The sequence below is a fragment of the Nitrospinota bacterium genome (assembly GCA_016217735.1).
Classification (GTDB): Bacteria; Nitrospinota_A; UBA7883; order JACRGQ01; family JACRGQ01; genus JACRGQ01.
Window position 1 is genome coordinate 1 of sequence record JACRGQ010000061.1, and the last position, 26,843, is coordinate 26,843.

26 protein-coding genes are annotated in these 26,843 nt (G+C 60.3%); 10 read left to right on the plus strand and 16 right to left on the minus strand.

Translation table 11 applies throughout. The annotated features are described in order from the left end of the window. Positions 1 to 218: 218 nt before the first annotated feature. Entirely contained in the window at positions 219 to 1,475 is a 1,257-nt protein-coding gene (locus HZA03_09980; protein ID MBI5638283.1) for an MFS transporter, read from the minus strand. Positions 1,476 to 1,631: 156 nt separating this feature from the next. Here HZA03_09980 and HZA03_09985 point away from each other — a divergent pair, with 156 nt between their 5' ends. Further along, positions 1,632 to 2,198: a DUF3334 family protein gene (locus HZA03_09985; protein ID MBI5638284.1), complete on the plus strand. Its 567-nt coding sequence runs from the start codon at positions 1,632 to 1,634 to the stop codon at positions 2,196 to 2,198. Between the two features lie 13 nt (positions 2,199 to 2,211). Here HZA03_09985 and HZA03_09990 read toward each other — a convergent pair whose 3' ends face one another. Continuing rightward, positions 2,212 to 3,519, minus strand: coding sequence for a hypothetical protein (locus HZA03_09990; protein ID MBI5638285.1), 1,308 nt, complete (start codon positions 3,517 to 3,519; stop codon positions 2,212 to 2,214). 186 nt (positions 3,520 to 3,705) lie between these two features. Between HZA03_09990 and HZA03_09995 the strand changes: the two genes are divergently transcribed. The 4 genes from HZA03_09995 to HZA03_10010 all read left to right on the plus strand — a co-directional run bounded on the left by HZA03_09995 (position 3,706) and on the right by HZA03_10010 (position 8,582). Then, positions 3,706 to 5,883 carry a FecR domain-containing protein gene (locus HZA03_09995; protein MBI5638286.1) on the plus strand — a complete coding sequence of 726 codons (2,178 nt, stop codon included), beginning with the start codon at positions 3,706 to 3,708 and terminating at the stop codon, positions 5,881 to 5,883. A 220-nt stretch (positions 5,884 to 6,103) separates the two neighbouring features. Beyond that, a complete protein-coding gene (locus HZA03_10000) occupies positions 6,104 to 6,472 on the plus strand; it encodes a response regulator (protein ID MBI5638287.1) in 369 nt (122 codons plus the stop codon). A 4-nt stretch (positions 6,473 to 6,476) separates the two neighbouring features. After that, complete coding sequence (locus HZA03_10005; protein ID MBI5638288.1) at positions 6,477 to 7,073, plus strand: chemotaxis protein CheC; 597 nt, start codon at positions 6,477 to 6,479, stop codon at positions 7,071 to 7,073. A 3-nt stretch (positions 7,074 to 7,076) separates the two neighbouring features. After that, on the plus strand, positions 7,077 to 8,582 hold the full coding sequence (locus tag HZA03_10010) for a response regulator (protein ID MBI5638289.1): 1,506 nt from the start codon (positions 7,077 to 7,079) through the stop codon (positions 8,580 to 8,582). A 64-nt stretch (positions 8,583 to 8,646) separates the two neighbouring features. On the opposite strand, the gene fbp is transcribed toward HZA03_10010, so the two are convergent. The 14 genes from fbp to HZA03_10080 form a co-directional block, all read right to left on the minus strand. Then, complete coding sequence (fbp, locus tag HZA03_10015) at positions 8,647 to 9,654, minus strand: class 1 fructose-bisphosphatase (GenBank protein ID MBI5638290.1); 1,008 nt, start codon at positions 9,652 to 9,654, stop codon at positions 8,647 to 8,649. Position 9,655: 1 nt separating this feature from the next. Further along, complete coding sequence (locus HZA03_10020; GenBank protein MBI5638291.1) at positions 9,656 to 9,994, minus strand: P-II family nitrogen regulator; 339 nt, start codon at positions 9,992 to 9,994, stop codon at positions 9,656 to 9,658. 73 nt (positions 9,995 to 10,067) lie between these two features. Continuing rightward, positions 10,068 to 11,291, minus strand: a complete 1,224-nt coding sequence (locus tag HZA03_10025; GenBank protein ID MBI5638292.1) for a hypothetical protein — start codon at positions 11,289 to 11,291, stop codon at positions 10,068 to 10,070. Further along, entirely contained in the window at positions 11,260 to 12,258 is a 999-nt protein-coding gene (gene waaF / locus HZA03_10030) for a lipopolysaccharide heptosyltransferase II (protein MBI5638293.1), read from the minus strand. Before waaF ends, HZA03_10025 begins: the two co-directional genes overlap by 32 nt. Then, positions 12,255 to 13,211: a hypothetical protein gene (locus HZA03_10035; protein ID MBI5638294.1), complete on the minus strand. Its 957-nt coding sequence runs from the start codon at positions 13,209 to 13,211 to the stop codon at positions 12,255 to 12,257. Before HZA03_10035 ends, waaF begins: the two co-directional genes overlap by 4 nt. Then, positions 13,208 to 13,819, minus strand: a complete 612-nt coding sequence (gene hisH / locus HZA03_10040; protein ID MBI5638295.1) for an imidazole glycerol phosphate synthase subunit HisH — start codon at positions 13,817 to 13,819, stop codon at positions 13,208 to 13,210. The genes HZA03_10035 and hisH overlap by 4 nt, the downstream gene beginning before the upstream one ends. A 28-nt stretch (positions 13,820 to 13,847) precedes the next feature. Then, on the minus strand, positions 13,848 to 14,435 hold the full coding sequence (hisB, locus tag HZA03_10045; GenBank protein MBI5638296.1) for an imidazoleglycerol-phosphate dehydratase HisB: 588 nt from the start codon (positions 14,433 to 14,435) through the stop codon (positions 13,848 to 13,850). Positions 14,436 to 14,495: 60 nt separating this feature from the next. Next, entirely contained in the window at positions 14,496 to 15,149 is a 654-nt protein-coding gene (locus tag HZA03_10050; GenBank protein MBI5638297.1) for a DUF202 domain-containing protein, read from the minus strand. A 17-nt stretch (positions 15,150 to 15,166) separates the two neighbouring features. Continuing rightward, positions 15,167 to 17,074 carry a hypothetical protein gene (locus HZA03_10055; GenBank protein MBI5638298.1) on the minus strand — a complete coding sequence of 636 codons (1,908 nt, stop codon included), beginning with the start codon at positions 17,072 to 17,074 and terminating at the stop codon, positions 15,167 to 15,169. Continuing rightward, entirely contained in the window at positions 17,071 to 18,600 is a 1,530-nt protein-coding gene (locus tag HZA03_10060; protein ID MBI5638299.1) for a glycosyltransferase family 39 protein, read from the minus strand. Before HZA03_10060 ends, HZA03_10055 begins: the two co-directional genes overlap by 4 nt. Continuing rightward, a complete protein-coding gene (locus HZA03_10065; protein MBI5638300.1) occupies positions 18,566 to 19,831 on the minus strand; it encodes a tetratricopeptide repeat protein in 1,266 nt (421 codons plus the stop codon). Before HZA03_10065 ends, HZA03_10060 begins: the two co-directional genes overlap by 35 nt. 91 nt (positions 19,832 to 19,922) lie before the next feature. Next, positions 19,923 to 20,342, minus strand: coding sequence for a hypothetical protein (locus HZA03_10070; GenBank protein MBI5638301.1), 420 nt, complete (start codon positions 20,340 to 20,342; stop codon positions 19,923 to 19,925). A gap of 305 nt (positions 20,343 to 20,647) precedes the next feature. Next, entirely contained in the window at positions 20,648 to 21,202 is a 555-nt protein-coding gene (gene pgsA, locus HZA03_10075) for a CDP-diacylglycerol--glycerol-3-phosphate 3-phosphatidyltransferase (GenBank protein MBI5638302.1), read from the minus strand. Between the two features lie 28 nt (positions 21,203 to 21,230). Next, the gene (locus HZA03_10080) at positions 21,231 to 21,920 is read right to left on the minus strand and encodes a lytic transglycosylase domain-containing protein (GenBank protein ID MBI5638303.1); all 690 of its coding nucleotides are present in this window, start codon (positions 21,918 to 21,920) and stop codon (positions 21,231 to 21,233) included. Between the two features lie 68 nt (positions 21,921 to 21,988). Between HZA03_10080 and HZA03_10085 the strand changes: the two genes are divergently transcribed. The 5 genes from HZA03_10085 to HZA03_10105 all read left to right on the plus strand — a co-directional run. Then, positions 21,989 to 22,741, plus strand: a complete 753-nt coding sequence (locus HZA03_10085) for a MotA/TolQ/ExbB proton channel family protein (GenBank protein ID MBI5638304.1) — start codon at positions 21,989 to 21,991, stop codon at positions 22,739 to 22,741. Continuing rightward, the gene (locus HZA03_10090; protein ID MBI5638305.1) at positions 22,728 to 23,120 is read left to right on the plus strand and encodes a biopolymer transporter ExbD; all 393 of its coding nucleotides are present in this window, start codon (positions 22,728 to 22,730) and stop codon (positions 23,118 to 23,120) included. Before HZA03_10085 ends, HZA03_10090 begins: the two co-directional genes overlap by 14 nt. Then, the gene (locus HZA03_10095) at positions 23,117 to 24,808 is read left to right on the plus strand and encodes a GAF domain-containing protein (protein ID MBI5638306.1); all 1,692 of its coding nucleotides are present in this window, start codon (positions 23,117 to 23,119) and stop codon (positions 24,806 to 24,808) included. Before HZA03_10090 ends, HZA03_10095 begins: the two co-directional genes overlap by 4 nt. A gap of 264 nt (positions 24,809 to 25,072) precedes the next feature. Beyond that, a complete protein-coding gene (locus HZA03_10100) occupies positions 25,073 to 25,576 on the plus strand; it encodes an Hsp20/alpha crystallin family protein (protein MBI5638307.1) in 504 nt (167 codons plus the stop codon). A gap of 290 nt (positions 25,577 to 25,866) precedes the next feature. Further along, on the plus strand, positions 25,867 to 26,843 hold a 977-nt coding region (locus HZA03_10105; protein ID MBI5638308.1), incomplete at its 3' end, for a trypsin-like peptidase domain-containing protein.

Genomic DNA, 26,843 nt, shown 5'->3' on the forward strand with positions numbered 1-26,843 from the left:
ACCGGGGAAACTTATCTACCAAACATGGTCCCAGCCATTAGGTGCGACACAGTTTTCCCCGGTTTCCACTTAATGAAATTCTACGATTTCCAAGATACAAGGTGCGACACTCTTGTCGCACAATCGGCCCGGCGGGCCGATCCCTCTTGGCGCTCCGCGCCAATGTGCGACAGGAATGTATCTACCGGGGGAAAAGGGGACTGCTCAGTTTCCCCGCTTCAGGCAGCAGGTTTGCGGTGGCCGAGCGCGGTGATGTCCACCCGCAGGTGTTGCAGCAAAAAGAGGCCGGGCGCGGCGGTGGCGGCGGCGAAGAAAAAGAACTCCCCCCAGCCGGCCATCGCCACGATGTAGCCGGAGGTGGGGGTGATGAATACCCGCGCCAGCGCCGATAGCGACGAGAGCAGCGCATATTGCGTGGCGCTGAAATCCAGGTTGCACAGCGCCATCAGCAGCGCCACGAAGGCGGCGGTGCCCATGCCGCCGCAGAGGTTTTCCAGCCCCACGGCGAAGACCATCATCTCCCAGCTTTTTCCCATGTACGCCAGCGGCACGAAGGCAAGGATTGATACCCCCTGCAAAATGCCGAAGGTCATCAGCGCGCGGTACAGCCCCATCCGCACCATCAGCGAGCCGCCAAACATCGCCCCTATGATTACCGCCGCCATGCCGAATCCTTTGTTAACCACGCCCACTTCCGCCGCGGTGAATCCCGCGCCCCGGATGAGGAAGGCGGTGGTCATGGTGCCGGCGTAGGCATCGCCCAGTTTATACAGGACGATTAATAGCAAGATAAGACCCGCGCGGGGGCGGCTGAAAAAATCCCGCAGCGGGCCGGTCACCGCCGCGCCAAGCGTTTTCGGCGGGTGGATGCCGTTGTGCGGTTCGGGGGCGGCCAGCGCCGCCAGCATCCCGATCCCCATGACGAGCGCCATCAGCAGGTAGACCGCGTGCCAGCCGATTTGAACCGAGAGGATCATCGCCAGCGCGCCGGAGACCAGCATCCCGATCCGGTAGCCGGTGACGAAGACCGCCACCCCCGCGCCGCGTTCCTCTTCCTGGAGGATGTCGGTGCGGTATGCGTCGATGACGATATCCTGCGATGCGGAGAAGAAGGCGGTGCAGAGCGCCACGGCGGCGAGCGCCAGCGGGGAGCGGGCCGGGTCGCCGGATGCCATCGCCGCGATGCAGAGCATCAGCCCCGCTTGCGTCAGCAGCATCCAGCCGCGCCGCCGGCCGAAGAGCGGCGGCGTGAAGCGGTCCATCAGCGGCGACCAGAGGAATTTGAGGGTGTAAGGGACGCCCATCAGCGCGAAGAGGCCGATGGTTTTTATATTGACGCCGCTTACCGCCATCCACGCCTGCAGCGTGCCGGAGGTGAGCGCCAACGGCAGCCCGCTGGCAAAGCCGAGCAGCAGCATCACCGCCATCGTGCGGCTGATGAATACCTGCAGATAGGGGGAAAGCGTCTTGCGCATGGTCTCACAGTTATAGCGGAAATGGGGGGCGTGGCGATAGCGCGGAATTGCGCCGCCGGGAGTTTTCTCCCGGCTTCCTCTAAATCAGGAGGCTAACATGGTATAGTATTCGTTCATTACACATGCCGAGACAATCGGAAGAAGGGGAATTAAAATATGTTGTTAAATAAAACGAGTTCGTCCGCCATTGCGCGGCTGTTTGCAACCATCATCCAGGATCTTCTGCAAAAGACGGCCGGAAAGAAATTCCACATTTCCAACACCATCATGCAGATACCGGGCATCAAGCTGAGCGGCGATATCAGCTCGTTCGTCACCTTTTACGGCGACTATAACGGCCTGATGGTTCTCAACTTTGAGGGGCCGGCCGCGCTGGAAGTGGTGCGTTCGATGCTCCTTGGAATGGGATTGGGCGAGGAAGACCTCCCCACATCCCACACCAGCGACGAAGTGCGCAACAACGTGGGGGAATTGACCAACCAGGCCATCGGCAAGGTGCGCAGCGTGATACAGCAGAAGTACGATATCGCCGCCAAGGCGAACATCCCGGCCGTGGTGCCGATCACCGTGCCGCTGGAATTGACGATGGAGACGAAGGGACATTCGGAGACGGAGTGTCTGCGCGTGGTGTTCACCACGGAAAAGAACAACCGTTTCTACATGGAACTGGCCATCGAGCCGATGCTCTGGCGGCCGCTGAACGAGCCGGGCGACAAGCTGTAAGCGCCGCGCCCCGTCAACCGGGGCGGTCTATTGAAAAGACGGACCAGGGGTAATCAAGGAACAGTTGCATTTCCATGCCCTCGTCGCCGAACCCGACGTCGAAACGGATGGTGACGCCGGAAAAGAGGGCGCGGAAACCGCCGCCGTAGGAATAACGGAATTTGCGGTTAACGTCGTTCCATGTTTCGGCTACGCTCCCCATTTCGCCGAAAAAGGCGATCTGCAGGTTGGTACGCAGGCCGCGCAAAATAAACCAGTCCATCAGCGTCCGCTCCTCGGTGATATTCCAGCGGAGTTCGGTGCCGTAGGACACCGCTTTCCCGCCGAAAAACCGGCCGTTGGGATAGCTGCGCAGCCGTTGTGTGCCGCCGAGGGGGGTTGCAATGCCATATTCGTTGTAGGCGATCCGGTCGTCAAGGAACCGCGTTTCCGTCGCTTGGCACTGCGCCCGCGCCGCCGGATCGGGGATGGCCGCGCATTGCAGGCCGATCGCGTTTTGCAGCGTGGCGCGGTCGGTGGTGGCGGCGGACTGCCGCTCCGCCGATGAACAGAATGCGTTAAACGCCCAGGTGCTGGATACCCCCACCGGCAGATACGCGGTAAGGTTGAGGTCGTAGGTGTCGAACTGGCTGCTCATGAAGCGATGCTCCATCGGCGAACGCCGTACCCCCTCAATCCGCCAACCGTTGCGCGGATCCTGCACGTCGTCGGTGATGTCCGCGGTAAAGCCGAGGTTAAGAATATTTACCGTCTGAAGGCTTTTGTCGATGCTGGCGAATTCGTTGCCATGGCGGTCAAGCACCCGGTCCAACGTTCCCCCTTCATTGAGCCAGCGGGCATAAACCTCATATCGCCGCTCGTCGAAGGTCAGCGTCAACTGGGCCACCGCCGCTCCCCCTTCGAAAAAGGGAAGGATATAGTCGTTTTTATCGGAGTCGATGCCGCGCCGGAAAACCTTCGGCGCCACTTTATAGGTGTATATCCCGGTGTTGAATATCAAAAGGCGGTCGATAAGGTGGACATCGAGCAGCGTGGCCCCTCCCGCCGTAAAATCGCCGTTAACGTAAAATCCGGTGAAATCGGTCTGCGTTTCGCCGATATTGGCCAGCGTGGTTCCCGCGCCCGACGCCATGCCAAGCCCCGGGATATTGCCGGCGATGGGATAGACGAAGTATGCAAAATCGGTGCTGAACTGGTTGCGGCGGCGCTCGATGCCGTGGCTTCGCACCGTTTCCGGCGCGGCATCGTCGTCCGCGCGCGCATCGTTCCCGCCAATGCAAAGAAACAGCGCAATGGCAATTATCGCCGTATATCCCCCCATGCGGTTATTTTATACTTTTTCCTTCGGCGTTGCTAGCGGCCCGGCGTCCGCGGTGAATGGCGCCGGAAAGCAATTGCGCTTCCGGCGGATGCCGTCCCGATTTGATATAATATCGGTGTGTCCGCATATGGCGTTGGGGGTGTTCGTGGAAAATAAATGCCGGTCAATGATTGGGAGGAAACGGCCATGAAGATAGCGGTTCCGTTTTGGCGGCGGCTTGCCATTGCCGTATGGTGCATAGCGCTGAATCCGACGTTCGTTGTTCCCGCCGCTGCGGCCCGGAATTTCGGGGCGGAAATCGCGGACGTTTCCGGCCCGGCATTTGTCATCCCCAAAGGCACCAATAACATCCTGAATGCCGCCAAAGGGCAGCGGCTCGCCCCCGGCGACGTCATCACCACCGGGCTGGAAGGTGAAGCTGAACTGCTGTACGACGACGGCAATCTGACGCGGCTGGATGAAAACAGCCGCCTGCTGATCGAAAAACTTTCCGTCGTGGAGGGGGGCGCGCGGGAAACGGGCATTCGGCTCGATCTGGGGCGCGTGAAAAACGCGGTATCCAAATTGGGAAACAAACGATCCCATTTCGAAGTTCATACTTCTTCGGCGGTGGCTGGAGTGACCGGGACGCCCGATTGGGTTGTGGGCCTTGCCGGCGACCCCGCTTCCCCCGTGACGGAAGTCGACCTCCTGGGGAAAACCGGCGAGGCGGGAGAGATATTCGTTGAAGGGGCTGGCGGCGCCGGGCGGCAAGCGATCACATCCGGGATGCGTTCGGTGGTGCGGCCCGGTATGCCGCCCGCCACGCCGTTCTCGATTGACCCCGAGCGGGCGGAGATGCTGATGCGGAAAATGCCCCTGAAAACCCCGAAGGAATTGCGCGATCTCAAGCGGATGGAGTTGGATAAAAGCAGCGGCGTAACACAACCCTCTCCTGAAGCGGCTTCCGCGCCGCCACCCGCGGCATCATCCGGCGTACCGGCCGGAACTGAAGTGGCCAAGTCGGCCGCCGGAGCGGCCGCGCTGGGCGCGGCGGGTTCGGCAGCGGGCGCCGCCGCGGGCGTGGCGGGTGCGGCCGGTATGGTGGCGGGGACTGCCGCGGGCCTTGCCGCCGGCGGGAAAAATGAGGCCGCCAAAGTGGAAGCAAAAGCGGTTCCGGAAAAAGCGGAAACGCCGAAACCGCAACAACCGCCGCTAGGTTCCGCTGAAAAAGCTCCCGTTGAAACAGCTCCCGCGCCGCGCACGGCGGCGGTCAGGCTGAATTTATTGGCCGGCGGTGAAGCGCACTCTGTGTTCTTGAAGGGGGATGGCACACTCTGGGCGTGGGGACAGAATAACAAGGGGCAATTGGGCGACGGCACCGATGACAGGCGTTTAACGCCGGTGCAGGTGAAGGGGCCGGGCGGTAAAGGGACGCTGCAGGGCATCGTGGCGGTTGCCGCAGGCTCGCTGCACACCGTCGCGGTAAAGAACGACGGCACGGTATGGGCCTGGGGTTACAACGATGACGGGCAATTGGGCGACGGCTCCGACGATGACCGGGAAACCCCCGTGCAGGTGAAAGGGCCGGGCGGCAAAGGGGTGCTGCAGGGCATCGTGGCGGTTGCCGCGGGCTTGTTGCACACCGTCGCGGTAAAGAACGACGGCACGGTATGGGCTTGGGGTTACAACGATGACGGGCAATTGGGCGACGGCTCCGACGATGACCGGGAAACCCCCGTGCAGGTGAAAGGGCCGGGAGGGCAGGGGCCGCTGGAGGGCATGGTGGCGGTTGCCGCGGGGAGCAGCCACACCCTTGCGCTCAGGAAGGACGGCACGGTTTGGGCCTGGGGGAAAAACAACAAGGGGCAACTGGGCGACGATACCGGCGACGACCGGGAAACCCCCGTGCTGGTGAAAGGGCTCAAGGGGATCGTCGCCATAGCGGCGGGAGCCGACCACAGCCTCGCGCTGAAAGGGGATGGTACGCTCTGGAGCTGGGGCAAGAACGAAAGCGGCCAGATCGGCGATAAATCGGTGATCAACCGCCTTGCCCCCGTGTGGGTGAAGGCCATCAGCGGCGCGGCGGCCATCGCCGCCGGGGAGAATCATTCCGTCGCGCTGAAAGGGGATGGCACGGTCTGGAGCTGGGGCAGCAACAACGCCGGCCAGCTTGGCATTAGCGAGGGGACGGGCACCATGCGCCTCGTTCCCGTGTTTGTGGATGGCCTGAGCGGCATAACGGCCATCGGCGCCGGGAGCAATCACACCTTCGCGTTGAAAAGCGACGGCACACTATGGACGTGGGGAAGCAACAGCAAAGGGCAACTGGGCGATGACTCAAGGGACGACCGAATGGTTCCGGCTCAGGTGAGCATCCCGTAAGGGTATCCTCAAGGGCGCGCGGAGCGCCGGCCCCGCGCTCCCCGGCAATAAAACCTTATTGCACCCGCCATGGCCGCGTTTCACGGGGAAGGGCCGCAGACGTTCCCCCACAAAGGCCTTACAACCTTCCTCTGCCGTTATTTTATCACGCGAACAAATAATCATGGCGGATTCGGGAAAATACGTCATAATTCATAACAGTTTTTTGAGGAGAACGACCGTGGCTAAAATACTTGTTATTGACGATTCCGGCTATCAACGCTCCGTCATCCGTCAGTTGCTGGAAAGCGAAAAGCATCAGGTCATTGAAGCGCCGGACGGCGTTGAGGGGCTTGCGGCGGCGAAGAGGGAGCGGCCCGCGCTGATCTTAACCGACATTGTTATGCCGAACATGCAGGGGATGGAGTTCCTTCAGAAAATGAAGGATGAAAAGGTCGGCATCCCGGTGGTCGTGGTAACCGCCGACATACAGGAAACCACCCTGAAGCAGTGCCAAAACCTCGGCGCGGCCGGCCTTGTCAACAAGCCGCTGAAAGGCGCTGCCGCGGATACCCTGCGCAACCTTATCAAGGTTTATACGGAAGGCTGACATCATGGTCGAGATACCGCCAATTCTGCTGGACGTATTCACGGAGTTTGTCAACATAGGCGTGGGGCGGGCCGCCGGCATCCTCAACCAGATGGTGAGCAGCCCGGTGACCCTGACCGTGCCGAAAATAGAAGTGCTCGATACCTGTGACACCGGCGGCATTGAGCGGGAACTGGGATCGGAGGCTCTTTCGGTGGTGCGGCTCACCTTTGGCGCCGGGCTGGACGGCTCGGCGGCGCTCCTCTTTCCGGCAAGCAGCGCGCACAAGTTCGTCATGCTGCTTACCGGCGAACAGCCCGGCTCCATCGACATCGATTCGCTAAAAGCGGAAACGCTCAACGAGGTGGGGAGCATCCTCCTCAACGGCATCATGGGATCCATCGCGAACCTGTGCGAGGTGCATATCAGCTACTCGGTGCCGGAACATATGGTGGCCACCCCCCGGGAAGTTTGCGGCGCGGAATGCGGCAAGGGGGCGGCGGTCATGATCGTTCACGCCATGTTCATCGTGCAAGAGCATAAGATCGAGGGGAAAATGCTGCTCGTCTTCCAGGGGGATTCGATGCAAACCCTGCTGGATGCCATCAAGGGGAAACTCTAGGGCATGGACAAGGCGGATGCCGCCCCGGCGGAGTCGCCGTATGCATTACTGGACCGCATGCCGGTGGGGGTGTTTGTCATCGACGCCCGGTTGCGGGTGCGCCATTGGAACAGCCTGCTGGAAGAGTGGACCGGCATCCCGCGCGGCGAAATGCTCGGCGCCGAAATCACCGCGCGGTTCCCGCACCTTGCACAGCCCAAATACCTGCGGCGGATAGAATCCATTTTCGAAGGAGGCCCTGCCGCGGTATTTTCCTCGCTGCTGCACCGCCACATCATTCCGGCAAAACTCCGCGGCGGCAAGGAGATGTTGCAGAACGCCACCGCCGTTCCGTTCACGGCCGCGGATGGCGAACCGCTGGCGCTGGTCACGGTGCAGGACGTCACCGACCTCAATAGCCGCATCAATGAAAACCGCGTGGCGCGCGATGCCGCCCTGAAGGCGAAAGAAGAGGCGGAAAACGCCACGGCGCTGAAAGACAAATTCGTCGCCCTCGTTTCCCACGACCTTAAAAACCCGCTGAGCACCATGCTTGGCTTCCTTAATTTGATGATGGAAGACAACGCGGCGGCGGGCGGCAACGCCGATACGAAACGGATGCTGGAAATCCTCATTGACTCGGTGAATAACATGCTCCATCTCATTGACGATGTGTTGAGCCTCGCGCGGCTTAAAGCGGGCACGCTTGCGCCGCAACGCCGGTTTATCGGCCTTGCCGGGCTGGCATCGAGGACTGTTTTGAATTTCGAAAGCCAAGCGAACAAGAAGGGCGTGCGCCTCATCAACGAAATACCGGAAAAGTGCCGCGTTTACGCCGATCCCGTTTTGCTGTACGAGGTTCTTCAAAATCTCGTCTCGAACGCAATCAAATTCAGCCGTCAAGGGGACGTGATAACCCTCTCGCTCCGTGACAGCGGAAAGGCCGTCATAGCCGTCGCCGATACCGGCATCGGCATCGATCCGCGACGCTTTGGCGCGCTATTCAGATACGAGGAAAGGACGTCCACAACCGGCACGGCGGGCGAGGTTGGCACCGGTTTCGGCCTCCCCCTCGCCCATGACATCGTCAAAGCCCATGGTGGCACGCTGGCCGTTGAATCCGCACCGGGCAAAGGATCGGTTTTTTACGTCACCCTTCCATATATCAAACCGCTAGTCTTGCTTGTCGACGACGACCCGGATCAACGTTTCCTTTTCAGGGGGCATCTGAATGGGTTGGATGTGGATATCGTGGAGGCGGAAGACGGGATGGACGCTCTCGGCGCGCTGAAAAAACGCCAGCCCCACCTTATCATCACCGACATCTCCATGCCGAACATGGACGGGTTCAAGCTGCTGGAAGCGATCAAGCGCTCCCCGGACACCGGTTCCATACCGGTCATAGTCCTCACATCCGGCAGCGATGCCGCCGCCCGTGAAAAGGCCTTCCGCATGGGAGCTGACGATTTCATAACCAAAGGCCAGGGGCGGGATGACTTCATGCCGCGCATCACCAGATTTCTTTCCTGAATGAAGGGCGGCCCGCCGCCGGGTGCCGCCTGGCGATATCGTGGAGCCTGAGCGGGGAAAACGTTTATTCCAGCAAAATCCTCTTTGCCTGCTCCACGGCGTTTTTGCAGCCGATGATGAGCGAGGTGCGCTGGTGCAGCTCGCTCGGCACAATATCGAGGATGCGGTTGCCGTGGCAGTCGATGGCGGCGCCGCCCGCCTGCTCGGCGAGGTATGCCAACGGTATCGCTTCGTACATCAGCCGCAGTTTTCCTTTCGGGCTTTTCTTGTCGGGGGGGTACATGAAGATGCCCCCCTTGAGGAGATTGCGGTGGAAATCGGCCACCAGCGAGCCGATGTAGCGCCCCGACAGCGGGCGGCCGGACGCTTTATCGTCCATTTTGAAATAGTTCACCAGCTTCGTGATTTTTCCGTCCCAGTTGATGCTGTTCCCCTCGTTCACGCTGTAGTACGCCGCCTTCTTCGGGGTCTGGATGTCGGGGTGCGACAGAATGAATTCACCCACGCCGGGGTCGAGCGTAAAGCCCTGAACCCCGTGGCCGGTTGTATATACAAACATGGTGGAACTGCCATAAACGGCATAGCCCGCCGCCAATAGCTGGGTGCCGGGCTGGAGAAAATCCTTCATCTCGCACTTCGGGTGATTGGAAATCTTCCGGTAAACGCCGAAGATGGTGCCGATGCTGATGTTCACGTCGATGTTCGACGAGCCGTCGAGCGGGTCGAACAGGAGTATATATTTCCCTCCCTGCGGGTGCCGGTCGGGTATCGGGAAAATCTCGTCGTTCTCTTCGCTGGCCATGCCGGCGAGATAGCCGGTGTGATCCATCTTGTGGATAAGGGTGGTATTGGCGAAAACGTCGAGCTTCTGCTGTTCCTCGCCCTGAATGTTGGAACTGCCGGCTTTGCCGAGGATACCCATAAGGCCGGCCTTGTTCACTTCGTAGGCGATGACCTTAAGGCCGACGACCAGTTCGTAGAGCATCCCGGAGAAATCGCCGCTTGCGCCGGGGTAATGGCGCTGCTCCTCCATTATTTTTTTGGTGATTGTGGTGCCGAGTTTGGTGGGCATGTCAGAGCGCTTCCGTTCCCCGTTCGCCGGTGCGGATGCGGACGGCCTCTTCGACCGTGGAGACGAATATCTTGCCGTCGCCGATGCTGCCGGTGCGCGCCCCCTCGATGATGGCGGTGACCGTTTTTTCCACCAGGCCGTCATCCACCACCATCTCCATCTTCACCTTCGGGATGAAGTCGATGTGATATTCGGTGCCGCGGTAGATTTCCTTATGGCCGCGTTGCCGGCCAAAGCCTTTCACCTCGGTGACGGTCATGCCGGTGATCCCCGCCGCGTTGAGTTTTTCCTTCACCTCATCCAGCTTGTGGGGTTTTATGATCGCCTCTATTTTTTTCATCTCTCCCTCCAAAAACGGTCATGCCGCCGATTGTACCCTCGATTAATTTTACCAGAGACCGCCGTTCCCCGCATTAAAACTGCACCGCCACGGTAATCATCAGCACCTCATCCCCCTTCCAGTAGTCGCTCTGGGTGACATCGGCGGCGGGGTCGCCGAACGCCGGATTGTCGTTGACCGTATAAAAAATCGCCGCCGTCACCCCCTTGCGGTAATCGTGCCTGGCGCCGATCACATAGCGGCTTTTGGTTTTTTGAAAGACGGTGGCGTCGGACTGCATGTCGGGGTCATACGTCTCGGCCATCAGGGTCACCATGCTCCGCTCGGTTGCCCCGTACGAAAGTTCCGCCCAGACCGACTGGCCGCGCGGGTAGGCGTAGAAGTTTTGTTGCACACTGGAGTCGAGGTGGAGATCGCTGACGATCTGTTGCCACTCGGCGGGGGTGAGGTTGTTCATGGAGGGGTCGTTATACCCCCCCTCAAAAAAGGTGTATTGCATCTTGAGGGAGAACGCGCTGTACGCTGCTTGGGCCTCGGCCCCGTAATGGGAATACTTCCGCTTGATGGGGGTGGTGTACCGGTCTCCCACGTAACCGGAGACGGCGAACAGCCAGCGGAATTCCCCCGCGGGGTTCGCCATGCGCGGGTTGGGGTACGACGAGACCTCCTCCGTTTCCGGATAAATATCGCCGTCCGAGGCGGGGAATGCGGCGCGCACCGCCACCGATTTCGAACTGTTCGCGTCGGTTCCCTGCCTGCCGTCGCCGTTGACCATGGCGAGGGAAAAATCCATGAACGGCAGGGGAGCGTCCAGGCGCAGTCCCATGTCCCATTCGCGGCTGCGGGCCAAGATGAGCGGGCGGTTGCGGTCATCCACCGCCATTGTGTTGAAAAAGCCGTACGGAACCTTTACCATCCCCAGCCGCACGTCGAACGGCAGGCCGGAAAAGCGGCGGAAGTGGATATAAAGGTCTTCAGGGTTCCCCTCGCGCTGGTAGAGGTTGCCGTGGGCGCGTGAAAACCGGTGGGTCTGCGCCACCCACTCGCCGGCGAAGCGGAGAATGATGTCATCGTACGGGGCGTGTGTGATGTCCAGCTTGGCGCGGGGACGGAGCGTGGTTTCGCTGCCGGTCCAGCCGATGCCCCGGTCGTCGAAGAAGGATAATTCAACGTATCCGTGAATTTCGGTTTTCGCGGCGGCGCCTTCCTCGGCCCGCGCGGCCGGGGCGATGGCGATCGCCAGCAGCAGGGCCGCGGCGGCCCGGCTAAATCCGGGCCGGCCCTTCGATAATGTCATATATCTCCTCCGCGTTGATATCGTTCATGCATTGGTGGTGTCCGGCCGGGCATTGCCGCTTCATGCAGGGAGCGCATTTCACGTCCTTGCTCACGATCCGCACGTTGTCGGAAAGCGGCGCGGTACGATTGTAATCCGTGGGGCCGAAAATGGCTATGGTTTTCACCCCCACGGCGCCCGCCAGGTGCAACGGGCCGCTGTCGTTGGCGACCACCCAGTCGCACCGCTTCATCACCGCGGCCATTTCCCCGATGGAGGTTCCCCCCACGAGGTTCACCACCAGCCCTTTGCCGGCCCCTTCCAGATCGGCGGCCTGCTCCGCCTCGGCCGGCGTGCCGAAAAGCACAATCCGCCGTTGCGTGCCGGCGAGAAGGGTGATCAACTGTTTCACGTTATCGTGGGGCCAGACCTTTGCGGGACCGTATTTTGCCCCCAACGGGATGCCGACGGCGCCATATTCCAGGTCTTCCATTCCCGCGGCGAATTCCTCTTCGCGCGGCAGCAGCGGAAAATCGATGGATTGGGAAAACACGGTTCCGCTAAACGGGCTTACCAGGTTCAGGTAATAATCGATCATGTGTACGTTCGGCGTTTTGGGAACCGGATGCGTAAGCAGCGAATCGCGCATATTGCCGCCGTACCCCACGCGGATTTTGCAGCCGGTCCGCAGGCCGTCATAGGCGGAGCGGAAGGAGTTGGTGAACAGCCAGAGGGCATCATACGTTTCCTTCGCCAAAAGGCGGTGTACGGCGTTGGAGTCCTCCTTGTTGAACTTAAGTGTGCGGCTGACGAAGGGGTAGCGGATGAAAATCTCCCCCAGCCCCCCCACAGCCAATACCCGCAGTTCCACCGGCTCCAGCGCCCGCGCCAACGCCTTGAGGGCGGGTATGCACATGATGGCGTCCCCCAGCCAGTTAGGGGCGCGCGCCAGTACGCGCCGCGCCGCCGCCGGGTCGATGGGTTTCACCGCCCCTCCGTCAACTGCCGGTAGCCGGCCAGAAACTCCTCCGCCTGGCGGATTTCTTTTTCGTCCGGCTGGGTTTTCCAGCGTCGGTGTATCCAAAGCCAGAATTCCGGCCGCCGCCGGATAAAATCCGCCTGTATGTCGGCCAGCCGTTGCGTGATGTTGAAAATGTCCCGCTTCAGGTCGCCGGTTCTTTTCAGCGCGACTTCCGGCAGGAGGTGCGCGGTATGCGAATCATCGGCGTGGCGAACCGAATAGACCGGGATGACCGCCGCGCCGGTGCGCAGGGAAACCACGGCCGGACTTTTGAACGTGGAGGCCCAACGGCCCAGGAATTTTGTATAGAGGTTGTTGTAGATGGTGTTTTGATCGGCGGCGATGGTGACGATGCACCCTTCGCGCAGGCGGGCAATGATGTCCACCGCCGCCCGTTCGCGTTTTATCACCTTCTGGCCGCGGCTTTCGCGGATGCCGTCCAGCATATCGTCTATCCACGGGTTGTCCACCTCGCGGATCACCGAATGCACCTTGTATCCCTTCACCGCCAGCACCGCGTTCACCCCTTCAAACTGGTCGTAGTGGGCCCACACCAGCACCACTCCTTTGCCTCTCGCATAGGCCCGTTCAAGGTGTTCCATCCCCTCGAAGCGGATGTGGCGGTCCAGATTTTCCGCGCCGAGTTCCGGTATCCAGCAGAATTCGGCGCAGAAGCGGCCGAGGTTTTTGAACGAGTCGTGGAATATCTTCTCAAGCTGGCTGTCCGGCGCATCGGGAAACAGCGGCCGAAGCTGTTCCACCGCTATCCGCACCCGTTTTTTCATGGCGGCGGCCGCCAGCAAAATGATTCCCTTCCATGCGGCATAACCTAAAAACCGGGGAGTGGATTGCGTCCAGACGATAAGCGCCTTCAACACGAGATACGCGGCGAAGGCGCCTGCGTTTTTTCCGTTCCTCATCCGCGGCCGGCAAGGCGGGTGAAGTTTTCCAGCATCCGCAAGCCGGTCTGCTGGCTTTTTTCGGGGTGGAACTGCGTGGCGAAGACGTTTTCCTTCTGCACCGCCGAAACGAACGTCACGCCGTAGTCGGTGACGGCGGTAGCGACATCCTCGGCCGGTTCCACATAATAGGAGTGGACGAAGTAAAAATAGGCCCCTTCATCGATCCCTTCCAGCAGGGGGGAGGGCTTTTTCGCGGCGATGCTGTTCCACCCCATGTGCGGCACCTTCAGCCCCGGTGTGGTGAAGCGGACCACCTTTCCCTTCAAGATGCCCAGTCCGGCCTGCGGGCCGAACTCCATGCTCTCCTCGAACAGCAGTTGCAGGCCGAGGCAGATGCCCAAAAAAGGGCGTCCCGACTCGACGAAATCGCGTATCGGCTTGACGAGGTTGAAGCCGCGCAAGCCGTCCATGCAAAGACCGAATGCCCCAACCCCCGGCAGCACCAGGCCGGAGGCCGAGGCGATAAAGCCGGGATCGCGCGTGATGATGGCGGGGACGCCGGTTTTCTCAAAGGCCTTCTGCACGCTCCGCAGGTTTCCCATGCCGTAGTCGACGATCGCGATCATGCGCTGTTCCTAAAAAATGTGGAGCGGCCTAAAGCGCCCCTTTGGTGGAAGGGGGCGCGCCGGCGGAGCGGGGCTCTGGCTGCGTGGCGGCGTCCAGCGCCCGCGCCAGCGCCTTGAATATGGTTTCGGCGATGTGGTGCAGGTTGCTTCCGTACTCAACTTTCACGTGGAGGGTGATCCCCGCGTTGTTGGCGAAGGCCTGCAAAAATTCCTCCACCAGTTCCACGTCGAAATCGCCCACTTTTCCTTTGGGGAGGGCGCCGTTGAAGACGAAAAACGGGCGTCCGGAAAAATCGACCGTAACGGCGGAGAGCGCTTCATTGAGCGGTATGACCGCGTGGCCGTAACGCCGGATGCCCTTTTTGTCCCCCAGCGCTTTGACGAAGGCCTGGCCCAGGGCGATGCCGGTATCCTCCACCGTGTGGTGGAAATCTATCTGGGTATCACCCACCGCCTTGATGGTGAGGTCAAAAAAACCGTGTTGGGCTATCTGCGCCAGCATGTGGTCGAGAAACGGGATGCCGGTGTCTATCTGCCGCTTGCCCGTGCCGTCGATGCGCAGCTCAAGCGCGACGTCCGTCTCGTTGGTTTTTCTGTGCAGTTGCGCGCTTCCCATACGGAGCACTATAGCAATGGCGGCGGGCTCTTGGCAACCCGCCGCCGGGATACGCCGGGCTTACTCCACCAGGCGGAGCATGAAGCCGATGATCACCAGCGAGGTGATGAAAATAAGCGCGCCGAAAATTTTGTACATCCGCTCGTTGGTGCGGTAAAAGCCGACATCGATCTGCCGCAGGGCGCTGCGGAAATTCATGATGCCGATAAGCACGGTGCCCACCCCCATCAGGATGATGAAAAGCCCCACCTCCACCAGGCTGGTGCTGTGAAAGACCTCCATCCGGGATGCCTGGCCGATTTGCTTGAGCAGCATTTCGAAGTTCTCCACCACGAAACCGAAAATGATGAGCGAGATGGAGGTGCGCACCCACGCGAGGAAGGTGCGCTCGGCGGCCATATAGATACGCGGGTCGGTTGTTTCTTTTTTGTCCACTTCGATTCCTTTGCTGATGTACTTCATATCAAAAATAAAACTGAAAATCGAGAACACAATCATTCCCAACCCCGCCAGAGCGGCCGCCAGCGTAATGCTGAAATAGACCGGCGAACCAAGCAGGCGGCGGCCGCTGAAAACGATATCGCCCACTTTGTAAAAGAAAAAGCCGAATGTGACGGTGGAGAGTCCGAAGCGGAGATACTCCAGATACGTCCGCTCCACCGCCATGTAGATGCGCGGGTCGCGGGCGGGCGGGAGGTTTTTGGAAATAATCATTCCGGAGCCATTATAAACTATATTCGCCTTTGCTGGCGCACCAGACGCACCCGCGCCGCCGGCCCGAACCCTCTCACAGACACCGCGCCCGCTTCTTCCCGCGCGGCGGGATCAAGTTTTTTAAGCACCGCAATGTCCGAAGGGAAGACCCGTGCGCCCCCCCGTTTGCTCCCCTTTACCCCCGCCAACGCCAGGTTCATTAAGGGGGCCGGCAGTGTGGCGGTATCCACCCCCGCTGTTTCCAACGCTTTTAGCACGGCCGCATCCGGCAAATATGGGCCGCCCCCCACCCGCACAGCGAAGAGGGTTTCCCTGTTTTTCAGTTTTTCCACCGTGGCGGCAAAGCCGGGGTTTTGCCCGTTCGCGCCATCGGGATGAAAGGCTCCGCGCAGCGTACCGCCGGACATGGATGCCAGAAGCCACCCCCCCCCTTTGGGCAACTGTTGCGAAAGGGCCGTTTCCCCGCCACGGATGTCTCCCGCGGCTGGAATGGCGGATGTAAAATAGCCGGTGGAAAAATCAGTCCGCGAAAGCGGCGGCGATGAGCGAAGCGTTATCCCCCCGCGTGGCAGCGTCCCGCCCGCCGGAATGTCATCGGGATGGGCAATGCGCAAACCGAGCGCGCGTAATAGGCCGGACGCGTCATGGTATGTAAGGGCCGCGCTTTCACGCGCCAGTCCGTCCCCCAGCAATTGGGTCAGCGTCAATTCCTGGCCGCGTTTAAGCCGCGCCAGCGCATCGGCAAAACCGGGATGGCGTTCCGCATAGAACCGGTAAACCGCCACGGCGGTTGCATAATCCCCCCGGCTGCAGAGCCGGGCGGCGATGGCAAGCCCGGTTACGGAGGGAATATTTTCGCACAGCCGGCATTCCGGCGCGAGGTACGGCTCCAGCGAGGCCGGTAACGCGCCGCCGGCCGCCGCGCCGATCCGCAGCAAGTGCAGGTAGTGGCCGGCCGCTTCAGCCCAGCGGCCGGCGCGGGCGGCGGCGAGCGCCGCTCCGGCGCGGGCGCTGTCGCTGTTCGGGTCGTCCGCGGCGGCGGCGCGGTATCCTTCGTAGGCGGCGGAATCGTGGCCGATCAGCGAATACCAGCGGGCAGCCTCCATCATTGCGGGGAAGATATGGGGGTTTTTCCACGCGCCGGCGAAAACGCGGTCCAGATGGCGCCGCGACATTTCACGATGATCCATATGCGCATCCTCGGCGCGGCGCACCGTTCCCGGCGTATCCAGCCACAGCGCCTGTTCCAGCAGCTCCGGCATCTGGTTTTCGGACGCAGTGCGCGCCTCTTCCACCAGCGCGGCGGCAAGCAACGCGGTATCCGTCCTCACGGAAAGTCCCTGCATCGGGTCATGGCCGGTGGCGGCGCCCGATGTGTGGATCAGTGAGGTGGCGGCGATATCGGCGTACCATATCCCATCGTCGTCCTTAACCCAGAACTCGTACATCTGCATACCGGTGGCGGTGGGTCCCATGAACTGCTCGGCGGAGATCGAAAGGTCGGATATCACCACCGCCCGGCGCCCATCCGGGGAAAAACGCATTTCGGCAAAGCGGTAGCTGAGAATAGGCGGATTGTATCGCGGCGCTTTGCCGGCGGCGATGAGCCTTTTTGCTTCGGCCTCTTCGTCCGGCGCGGGGATGGTGGCAGCCCCGGATATTCTCATACCCAAGAGCGGCTCGGGCGTGTGCGGGTTCATCATGTATTGCAACAGCGAAACTTTTTTGCGTGTTTGCGGCTGAATCAGGCCATAAAGGGCTTCCCAGTCGTTTTTCACGGCGGCATCCCACATCAGCGCCTGGCGTTGTGCCAGGGAGACAGCCTCGGCCCGGACGGCGCTTTCGTCCATTGCGGCGCGTGATGCCGCCGCGCCGGAGACCGCCAACAGCATCAGCGCAACGGCGGACAACAACGCGTTCTTCATTTTCTCCTCCATATCTGGAAGTAGCTCACGGCGCCGCTATAGGCATATCCTTCCAACATCCAGGCGGTGAAGCGCGGGGCATAGACGGCCAACCGCCGATCCGCCTTGTTGTCGATGGCGATATCGACCAGGATCACCAGCGCCGGGCGCGCGGCGCGCAGTTGCGCCACCAGCCGTTCTTCGTCGGCAAAGCCGCGCAGCGTGCCGGGAAGCACCCAGTCGTAAAAAGTGGGGTTGTCCCGGTCCGACAGGTAATACCATATCGGGTTGAGCGGGGCCGCGAAAATGGTCTCCCGCGGCGTGGCCGCCATGCGGATCCACTCGGTCATCCGCCCGATTGCCCCGGCGTCGGCTTCCGAGGCAACGACGCCACGGGCCTTTCCTTCGGGTATCACCGCCGCCACTTCGCGCACGGCGCCAACCGAGCCGATGTAGAAACCATTGCGAACGTTGAAATCGGCGATGTACAGCCCCCAAAGAAGGACGGATGCCGCCAGCGCCGGCCGCCGCCACCCCGCATCCCGCACAAGGGAAACGGCGATCCGCGCCAACACCACCGCCGCGATAAAGAAAAGCGGCAAGCAGCGGACCAGATTGTCGAACCCCGCGCGCATCACCACCAGCGCCATCGCCCCCGTCTGCAAATAGGCCAGCGCCAGGAACCGCGTCCGCTCCACATCCGTGAGCCCTTTGGCGCGCAGCCCGTGGCCCGCCAGCAGCGCGCCGGCCGCGAATGGCAGGTAAAAAAGCATGCTCTCCAAAAAGGTGAAAAGGCCGAGCGGCGCCCCCTGATAAGGGCGCCACGGCACCGGGAAGCTGTTGCCCCACAGGCTTAATTCCGTGCGCACCTTGAACAGGAGAAAATCGACGAGGTCGTTCCAGAAAAACAGCGTGAAGAAAATGGCGATGGCGGCCAATAGCGCCCAGCCGCGCCGCCGGAAGCCATGGGCATCAAGCAGCAGCCATGCGTAAAGGGGGCCGATGATAAGCAGTACCTCCACCTTGAAATAATAGGCGGTGAGGGCGGCGGCGGCCATCCAGGGCCACCGCTTCCGGTCATCAAGGCAGGCGAGGACGGCCCACGCGGCGAAGAGCAGCATCAACCCATACGAGCGCTGGTAGTAGACCGCCGGGGTGGAAGCCACGAGAAGCACCGCCGCGGCCAGCCACACGCCGGAAAGGAAGCGGCGGGCGATCAGCCAGCCGAACAGCGGGAAAAAAGCGGTGAGCACGGCGAGGACGCGCCGGAGCGGCAACATGTCGTCGCCGAAAAGGCGGAATGTTCCCTCGGCTATCCAGTAGATGCCGGGGGGATAGCCGAGAAAATCCTTAAAAACCCGTTGCCCGTGCAGGTAACGTTCGCCGCCGTAATACAGCCCCCCTTCGTCCCAAAGGTTTATGCCGTATTGGCAGAACGAGAGATAGTAAGCGGCGAACCCGGCAAAAATGAGAAGGCCCGCCACCCCGGGGCGGGAAAGCATCCCCCCCGCGTTAGCGGGCGAGCCGTTTTCTGGCGTCTTTTTCAATGGCGGTTCCCGGGGCGAGTTGTGCGGCGGCCTGATATTCTTTTTTCGCCTCGGCGGTCTTTTTCATTGCCTCGAAGATTTGACCGCGCATCAGGCGGCTGTCGGCCTGCGCGAGGGTATCGGCCTTATCAAGCAACGCGGCGGCATTATCGGCGTGCCGCAGCGCGGCGGCATAATCCCCCTTCGCCAAGCCGATGCGGGCAAGGTAGTAGTGGTATCCCTTCCGGTTAAGCGGGTCCTTGGCGATGCCGTCGTTTAAGATTTGTTCCGCGCGGCCGTACATGCCGCCCGCCGCGAGCGCCGCTTCGGCCACGCCGGTGCGGGCGGCCCACAGTGCCGGGTCTTTCGCCACCGCCTTTTCATAAAAATCGGCCGCTTTGCCGGAATCTTTTTCCAATTGGTGATACCGCCCCATATAGAAGAGGGCGAACTGGTTGTCCGGCTGTATCTCCAGCGTCTTGTTCAATGGGACAAGCGCTTCCTTGTGGCGGCCCCCCATGATGAGCAACTGCGCCAGATTCAGATGGGCAAACTGGTTTTGAGGACCGAGTTCGATTGATTTGCGGAAAAACTCTTCGGCCTCCTTCGGTTGGCGCCGTTCCTCGGCCAGCGCGCCGAGGTAATTGTAAGCCAGCCCGCTTTTGGGGTTTATGGCGAGCGCCTTGTCCAGCGCCTGCCGCGCCTTGTCCAAATCGTGCGCGCCGACGTACGCGATGCCAAGCTGGGTCCATGCGCGTTCGCTTGCCGGTTCCACGGCGGCCCACCGTTCATAGGCGGCCACCGCTTCCCGCGGTTTTCCCATGGTGCCGTAGGTCTGGCCCAGCATCGTATAGTTGTCCGCAAATTTCGGGTTGGCCGCGGCGGAGCGGTTGAAATGCTCCAGCGCCTTGTCCAGTTCCTTTTTGTGGAACGAGAGCACGCCGAGCCAGTGTTCCTTTTTGTATGCATCCCCGGGGCCGAATTTCTTTGATGCTTTTTCCACCATGTGCAACGCCTCGTCATGGCGGCCGGCTTTCGCCAGCACGTCGGCCTTTAAAAAAGCGGCGTCGGTGTTGCCGCCATCGGCCTTGAGCGCGGCGTCGGCTTCCGCCAGCGCCTTGTCGGCGCTTCCCGCCAGCAGATATTCGCGGGCCAGCTCAAAATGGATTTTCGAGTCGGCCTTCGCCTTTTCTGAAGGCTGGCAGGCGGCAAGGGGAATGAGCGCAAGGAGCAGCAAAAAAGCTTTTTTCATAGTATGTGATTATAAATGAACGGGGGGCAAAATATAAAAAAAACCCCGGCCATGATACATGGCCGGGGTTTGTCAGCTAAATAAACCGCTGTTACTCAGCCGCGGGGTTCGTGCCGGCGAGAATGCCGAAGTTAAACCCGCTGAAGGTTGAGTTGGCGATGGTGCTGTAACCGTGAATGACGCCCGTAGTGGCGCCGGAAATGGTCACCGGGCCGCGGACGGCCGCTTCGAGCGAGTTGGTGGTGACACTGCCAATTGCGCCCGTGCTGAAGTTCCACTGACCGTTCGGCTGAATGGTCTGGGTGGTGCTGCCGACCGCCGTGCCGCCGGTAAGGGCGTAGAACGTGACGGTCGCGTCAACCGCGGTGCCGCTGGTGTTGGTGATGTTAAAGTACGTGCTCCAACCCGCGGCGGTGCTGTGGAACCAGAAGCCGCGGTCGGCGCGGGCCGTGCCGGCGCCAAAGGCGATCACGGCAATGGCCGTGAAAAGGAAAAGTGCCATCTTCTTCATAAAAATCCTCCAAAAAAATTTAAAAAAATTTAATACACCAAAAAAATGGGAGTTCGCGAATACAGTATCCCCTCAATATTGAAAGGAACCTCCTTTTTCTCCCCACTCGGTCACGTTGGCAATAATGGCGCGTTTCCTGTTTTTCCGCCGCGGTGTGCCGCCAAATTGCGGTGGCTCCGCTATTAACATACAAGAGGAATGCTGTTATCATTTTACAAACTGTTACGTCTGTAGTCAACAACCTCCCAAGCCTTCAACCCAACCCCAAAGAGCCGGCATCCATTCCAACTACGTATTTATTATCGTCAGGCGGTGGCCGATTCTTTAGCCCGCCAGTACAAAAGAAAATAGGTGACGGCGGCAAAAAGGCTGAAAGACATGGCTATGAGGAGACAGATAAACCCTAACGTTTGAAAATTCATGAACTTAAAGTCCCAGTCGAGCAACAGGAACTCCATGGCGGCGATTTCGAACCCGGTCTTGTATTTTCCCGCGGCACCGGCCGGAATGATAAGTTTTTCCGTTGCGGCCAACGCCCGCAGGCCGCTGATGGCCAATTCACGGCCAATCATGATGGTGGCCAGCCAGGCCGGTATCCGCCCCACCCCCACTAACGGGATGTAAACCGACACCATCAGTATTTTGTCGGCTATTGGGTCGAGCAGTTTCCCGAGGGTTGTCACCTGGCCGGTGGAGCGGGCGAGGTGGCCGTCAAGCCAGTCGGTTATCGCGGCCACGGTGAAAACCACCGCCGCCAGGAAGGAAAAGAGCGGCGACGGCTTGATGAGGAAAACAATGATAAGGGGGACGACGAAAATCCGGAACAGCGTCAGCCTGTTCGGCAGGTTAATCCGCTTCATGGCGTCACGCCATCAACACGCCGGGCGGTCAATTGAACTCCTTCCGCGCGCGTGGCGTGTCGGTGAGGAGGATGGAGCCGTCGCTGGCGGTATACCGGTAAATTTTTTTCCTCGCGCCCGCGTCATCGGAAAGCGCGGCGGACTTGTTGTAGCGTTGGAGGATTTTGGCCACATATTCCCGCGTTTCGCGGAAGGGGGGAATGCCGTTGTATTTGGCCACCGCGTCTTCCCCCGCGTTGTAGGCGGCCAATGCCAGCTTCATGCTCCCGCGGTATTTTTGCAAAAGCGACTTGAGATGGCGGGTGCCGCCGAGAATGTTCGATGCCGGGTCGAACGGGTTATCCACCCGGTACCGCATGGCGGTGGAGGGCATCAGTTGCATCAGCCCCCGCGCCCCGGCGGCCGATACCGCGCCCGGGTTGAACCCGCTCTCCGCTTCGATGACGCAGGCGATAAACCCGGCGTCCACGCCATGCTCCACCGCCGCGGCGCGCACCAGCGGCATATAGCGCCAGCGGTTGGCATCGTACATCACGGAACGGGGAAGCGGCGCGTGCGCGCGTATGAAGACCTCGTGTTTGCCGGACACTCCGCGGTCGGTAAAATGGAGCACCCCTTCTTCGTCGGTGAATTTCAGGATGTCGGCGCGGGCGGCCGGAGCGGACAGGGCGATGGCGCAGACCGCCAATATGCCGCATAACGCCCTATAACCTCTCATCCTCGCACCAGTCTAGTGATAAAAAAGTGTCCAGTCAAACCGCAACTGTGCTATAAAAATCAGTAACTATGGGGGTAATGGTAGTGCGCAACGGGCTTTTATCCGCCGTGGCGTTTTTCCTGTTCGCCGCTCCCCCGGCATTCGCGAGTCCGTTTTCGGACGACCCTTTCTGGATCGCCGGCGTTTTTGCCAAAGGGGGCTTCATGATGTGGCCCATCCTTTTTTGTTCCATTCTCGCGGTGGCGATTTTCATCGAACGGTTTATCAGCCTGCGGCGGAGCAACATCATCCATCCGCAGTTCATCAATGAAGTACGGGCGCACTGGGAAAAACACGATTTTGCCCAGGCGCTCAAGGTCTGCCGCAAACATGACGTGCCGATCAGCCGCATCCTGCGCGCCGGACTGCTGCGCGCCGACCTCGGCGTTTTGGAGACCGAACGCGCGGTGGAAGGGGCCGGCGGCCACGAGGCGACTTGGCTTATCTCCCGTCTGCGCGGGCTGGGAGTGATCGCCAGCATCACCCCGATGCTCGGCCTGCTCGGCACGGTCTCCGGGCTGATCCGCTCCTTCGGCGCCATCGCCACCAGCGGCCCCGGCAATCCTTCGCTGGTGGCCGGCGGCGTGGCGGAGGCGCTCATCGCCACCGCGGCCGGGCTTATGGTCGGCATCCTCGCGCTGGGGGGGTATCATTTTCTGCGGGGACGGACCGAGCGGCTTATCCTGGAAATGGAAGAGGTGTCCATTGACCTGATTGAAGGGCTTTTGGAGCACTTCATCACCGAAAAGAAAACGGGCGGGATGGCCAATGAAGTTCCTTAAGTCCGGGGAAGAGGACTTTTCGCTCCAAATCATCAATCTGGTCGACGTGGTGCTGGTGCTCCTCGTCTTTTTCATGGTCACCACCTCATACGTCGGGTTCGCCTCGCGCCTCGACATCCAGCTCCCCGATGCCAAGGCGGGCGCCGCCGCCGGCCAAAACCGCTCCTTCACCATTGAGATCAGCGGCGAAGGAAAAATATATTTTGACGGCAAAGAGAGCACCAAGGAGGAAATCGAAGCGGCGCTGCGGCAAACCCCCGGCGCCAAGAGTTCCGTCATCATCCGCGCCGATAAAAGGCTCTTCTACGGCTTGGCCGTCGAGATCATGGGCATTTGCCGCGCCGCCGGGATCAGCGACATCGGGCTGGCGGTGATATGAGTTTCGAACAAAGCCTGCCGCGCCTCCTCACGCCGCTGGCCCAAGCCAACAGCGAAGAAACCGCCCGCGCCGCGCTAAAAACCTTTTTGGCCGAACTGGTTTCCGCCGCCGGCATGGATGCCGGCTGGGCCCGCATCCGCTGCCGCCACGCTGAAATCGCCATCGGCGCCGAATCGGGCGAAGGGTTGTACCACTTCTGCTTTGGCGGGCTGGAAGCCCCCGCCTGCGCCTGCCGCGCGGCCATTGAGACCGGCGGCCCGCAATGGGTGGAAGAGACCCAAAGCGATTTCTGCAAAAAGAACGGCTTCGCCACCGTTGTCTGCGCGCCGGTAATGCATGAAGGGGAATGCCTCGGCTTTCTTTTTCTCGCCAGCCGCCAGGCAAAAGAGGCCAACCTGCCGTTGCTGGAGACCGTGGCGCAACACGTGGGGCTGATGGCGGCGCGCGTGCGCGACGCGGCGGTGATGGAAAAGCGGCTCAAAACCTTGCAGACCATCAGCCGCGTCGGGACATTCATCGCCTCGCAGCTTACGCTGCGCGAGCTGACGCAGGCGGTGGTGGAGCATCTGGGGAAAGTGCTGCGCACCGACCGGGTGAACATCGTCCTTTACCACCCGAAAGAGGAAAAGCTGGAATTCATCGCCAGCTGGATATCCGGCGAGGGGCGCGGGGAGCCGGAGAGCTACCCCTTAAGCGACGGCATGAACAGCTGGATAGTCCGCAACCGCCGCCCGTTGCTGATAAAAGAAGACAGCGAAAAGGAATGCGCCGCGATGGGCATCCGCCACGGCGGCAAGCCGGCCAAATCGTGGCTTGGCGTGCCGATGCCGCAAAGCGGCCGCATCGTCGGCGTTCTCTCCGTGCAGTGCTACGGCGAAGCGGGGCTGTACGACCAGACCTCGGTGGAAATGTTGAGCCTCGTCGCCCAACAGGTGGCGGTGGCGGTGGTGAACGCGCAACTCTACGAAGCGGGGGATAAGCGCGAAAAGGAAAAACAGCGGCTCTACCACTCCCTCACGCACGACCTCATATCGTTCGTCACGCCGGTGAACGGCTACGGCGAACTGGTCCGCCGCATGGACGACCATACCCTTATCGCCCGCAAAGAGGAAATCGGCAAGCAGATCGTCAGCGCCGGCAAAAAAATCGCCGCTTTCGTGGACGATATTTTGCTCTACGGCAAGTTGGAGGCGGGGCGGCTCGCCATCTCCCCCATGCCGGTAAACATCTACAAAATTATCGATGCGTCGGTTTCCAATTTCTATTCCGAACTCACCATGCGGAAGATAGAACTCTACGTGGAAGGCAAGCGCTGGGCCGAAGGGGCCGGCGTCAACTGCCCGCAAAAAATAGTGAACTGCGACATCCTGCACATCGAGCGGGTGCTGAACAACTGCATCCAGAACGCCATGAAACACGCGAAGAACAAGGTGGCGGTGAGCACCCGGCTGGACAGCAACGACCTTTACTGTACGGTGGAAGACGATGGCGAGGGGATGCCGAGCGGCGAGATCCCCCACGTTTTCGACGAATACTGGCAGGCCAACCAGGCGAAGAAGGGGGTTGGCCTCGGTCTTCCTTCCGTGAAACGGATAGTCGAACAGCACGGCGGCAAGGTGGCGGTCGACACCGATACCGGCAAAGGCTTCCGCTTCACCTTCACCCTCCCGCTCACCCGCCCTTCCTGACCATTTCCCGCCCCGTTTTTTGTACCCCGGTACAAGCGATCAGCGATTTTTTTCCATACGCCTTGACGGGCGGAAAATCGATTTTACAATGAAATTAGGAACAGGAAAGCGATGGCCGCCACACTTAAAATAAGTGGGCGAAAGCGGCTTTTCAGCAATGGAGGGGCGAATTACGGCTGGATATAGCCAAAACCGGCTGCACAGAAACCGGTAAGGGTACCGGTAAAAGTGGCATAACTTTTCTGGTATAAGGAGGAATCGGTCATGAAAGTGAAAAACATTGTTCCTTTCAGGAAGGAAAGGGAGGAGGGACTGGCCCGGCGCGAACAGGATCCATTCTATGCGCTTCAAGAGAGCATGAACCGGCTGTTCAGCGATTTCATGGGCGGTTTCAGCCGCTTCCCGCTGATGCCCCGTGAAATGCGGGACATGGCGGCTTCGCCGCATCTTGACGTGAGCGAAGACGAGAAGGCGGTCTTGGTCACCGCCGAACTCCCCGGCATGGGCGAGAAGGACGTGGAACTGCTCCTCACCGAAAAGACCTTGACGATAAAGGGCGAAAAGAAGATGGAGAAAGAGGATGAGGGCAGGGACTATTACCGCAGTGAGCGGATCTATGGGGCTTTCTGCCGGAGCGTGACGCTCCCGGCGCCCATTGACCGCGACAAGGTGGATGCCACGTTCAAGAACGGCGTGCTGAAAGTGACTTTGCCCAAGACGGGCGAAGCCATTCAGGCGACGAAAAAGATCGAGATAAAGACCGGCTGAAAAACCACGATAACCCAACCTTCCTGAATTTCCGGCGGCTTCCCAAGGCCGCCGGAAGTTTTGGCAGTGTATCAGTTTGAAATTAATGTTTGAATGGAGCACGAGATTGCTTCGCTAACGCTCGCAATGACAAATTACTGTCATTGCGAGGCCATCGAAGATGGCTGCGGCAATCCCAAACTGAGACACCACCGAAGTTTTTTTATGAACCGGAAGCGCGGGAAAAACATGGTATAATTTAAATTTAAGCTTCTGGCTCAACGCACTATAAATATTTGAGGAGTTCACCGATGGATCGCTTCAGGAATTGGAATGCGCGAAAGGTATTTGCCGCCGCCGCCGTGGCGGGGATTATCGGGTATCTCGCGGGGGAAAACCGCACGGCTGAAATAGCGATGGCGGCCAGCCCCGCAAAACCGTCCGTGTCCGTGGCGGATCCCGGTGCGAAAAATATTTTTGTCGACATCGTAAAGCGTGAAAAACCGGCGGTGGTGAACATCTACACCACCCAAACGCCCAAGCAGCCGCACCTGCAGAGGGGGCCGCGCGGCCAGTACGACCCCAACGATCTCTTCAATGAATTTTTTGGCAACCAGATGCCGCAGATGCCGCGCCACTCGCTCGGTTCCGGCTTCATCCTCGACAAGGAAGGCTATATTTTCACCAACAACCACGTGGTGGAACGCGCTGATGAAATCAAAGTAAAACTTAACAGCGGCAAGGAATACGATGCCCAAATCGTTGGTACCGATCCCGAAACCGACATCGCCCTCATCAAGATTCAGGGCGACAAAGACCTGCCGGTGGTGGATTTGGGAGACAGCGACCGCCTGGAAGTGGGCGAATGGGTGATCGCCATCGGCAATCCCTTCGGCCTTTCACAGACCGTTACGGTTGGGGTGGTGAGCGCGCTGGGGCGCGACATCGGCGCCGGCCGCTACGATAACTACATACAGACCGACGCCTCCATCAACCCCGGCAACTCCGGCGGGCCGCTCATCAATATCGACGGCAAGGTGATCGGCATCAACGGCGCGATACTCCCCGGCAACCAGGGGGGGAACATCGGTATCGGTTTCGCCATTCCGATCAACATGGCAAAGCAGATACTGGCGGATCTCAAGGGAAAGAAAGGCGTCAGCCGCGGCTGGCTGGGCGTCATCATCCAGGCCATCACCCCAGAGCTGCAAAAAGCGCTTAAGCTGAAAAACAACACGGGTGCGCTGGTGGGGGGCTTGGCTCCGGGCGGACCGGCCGAAGGGGCGGG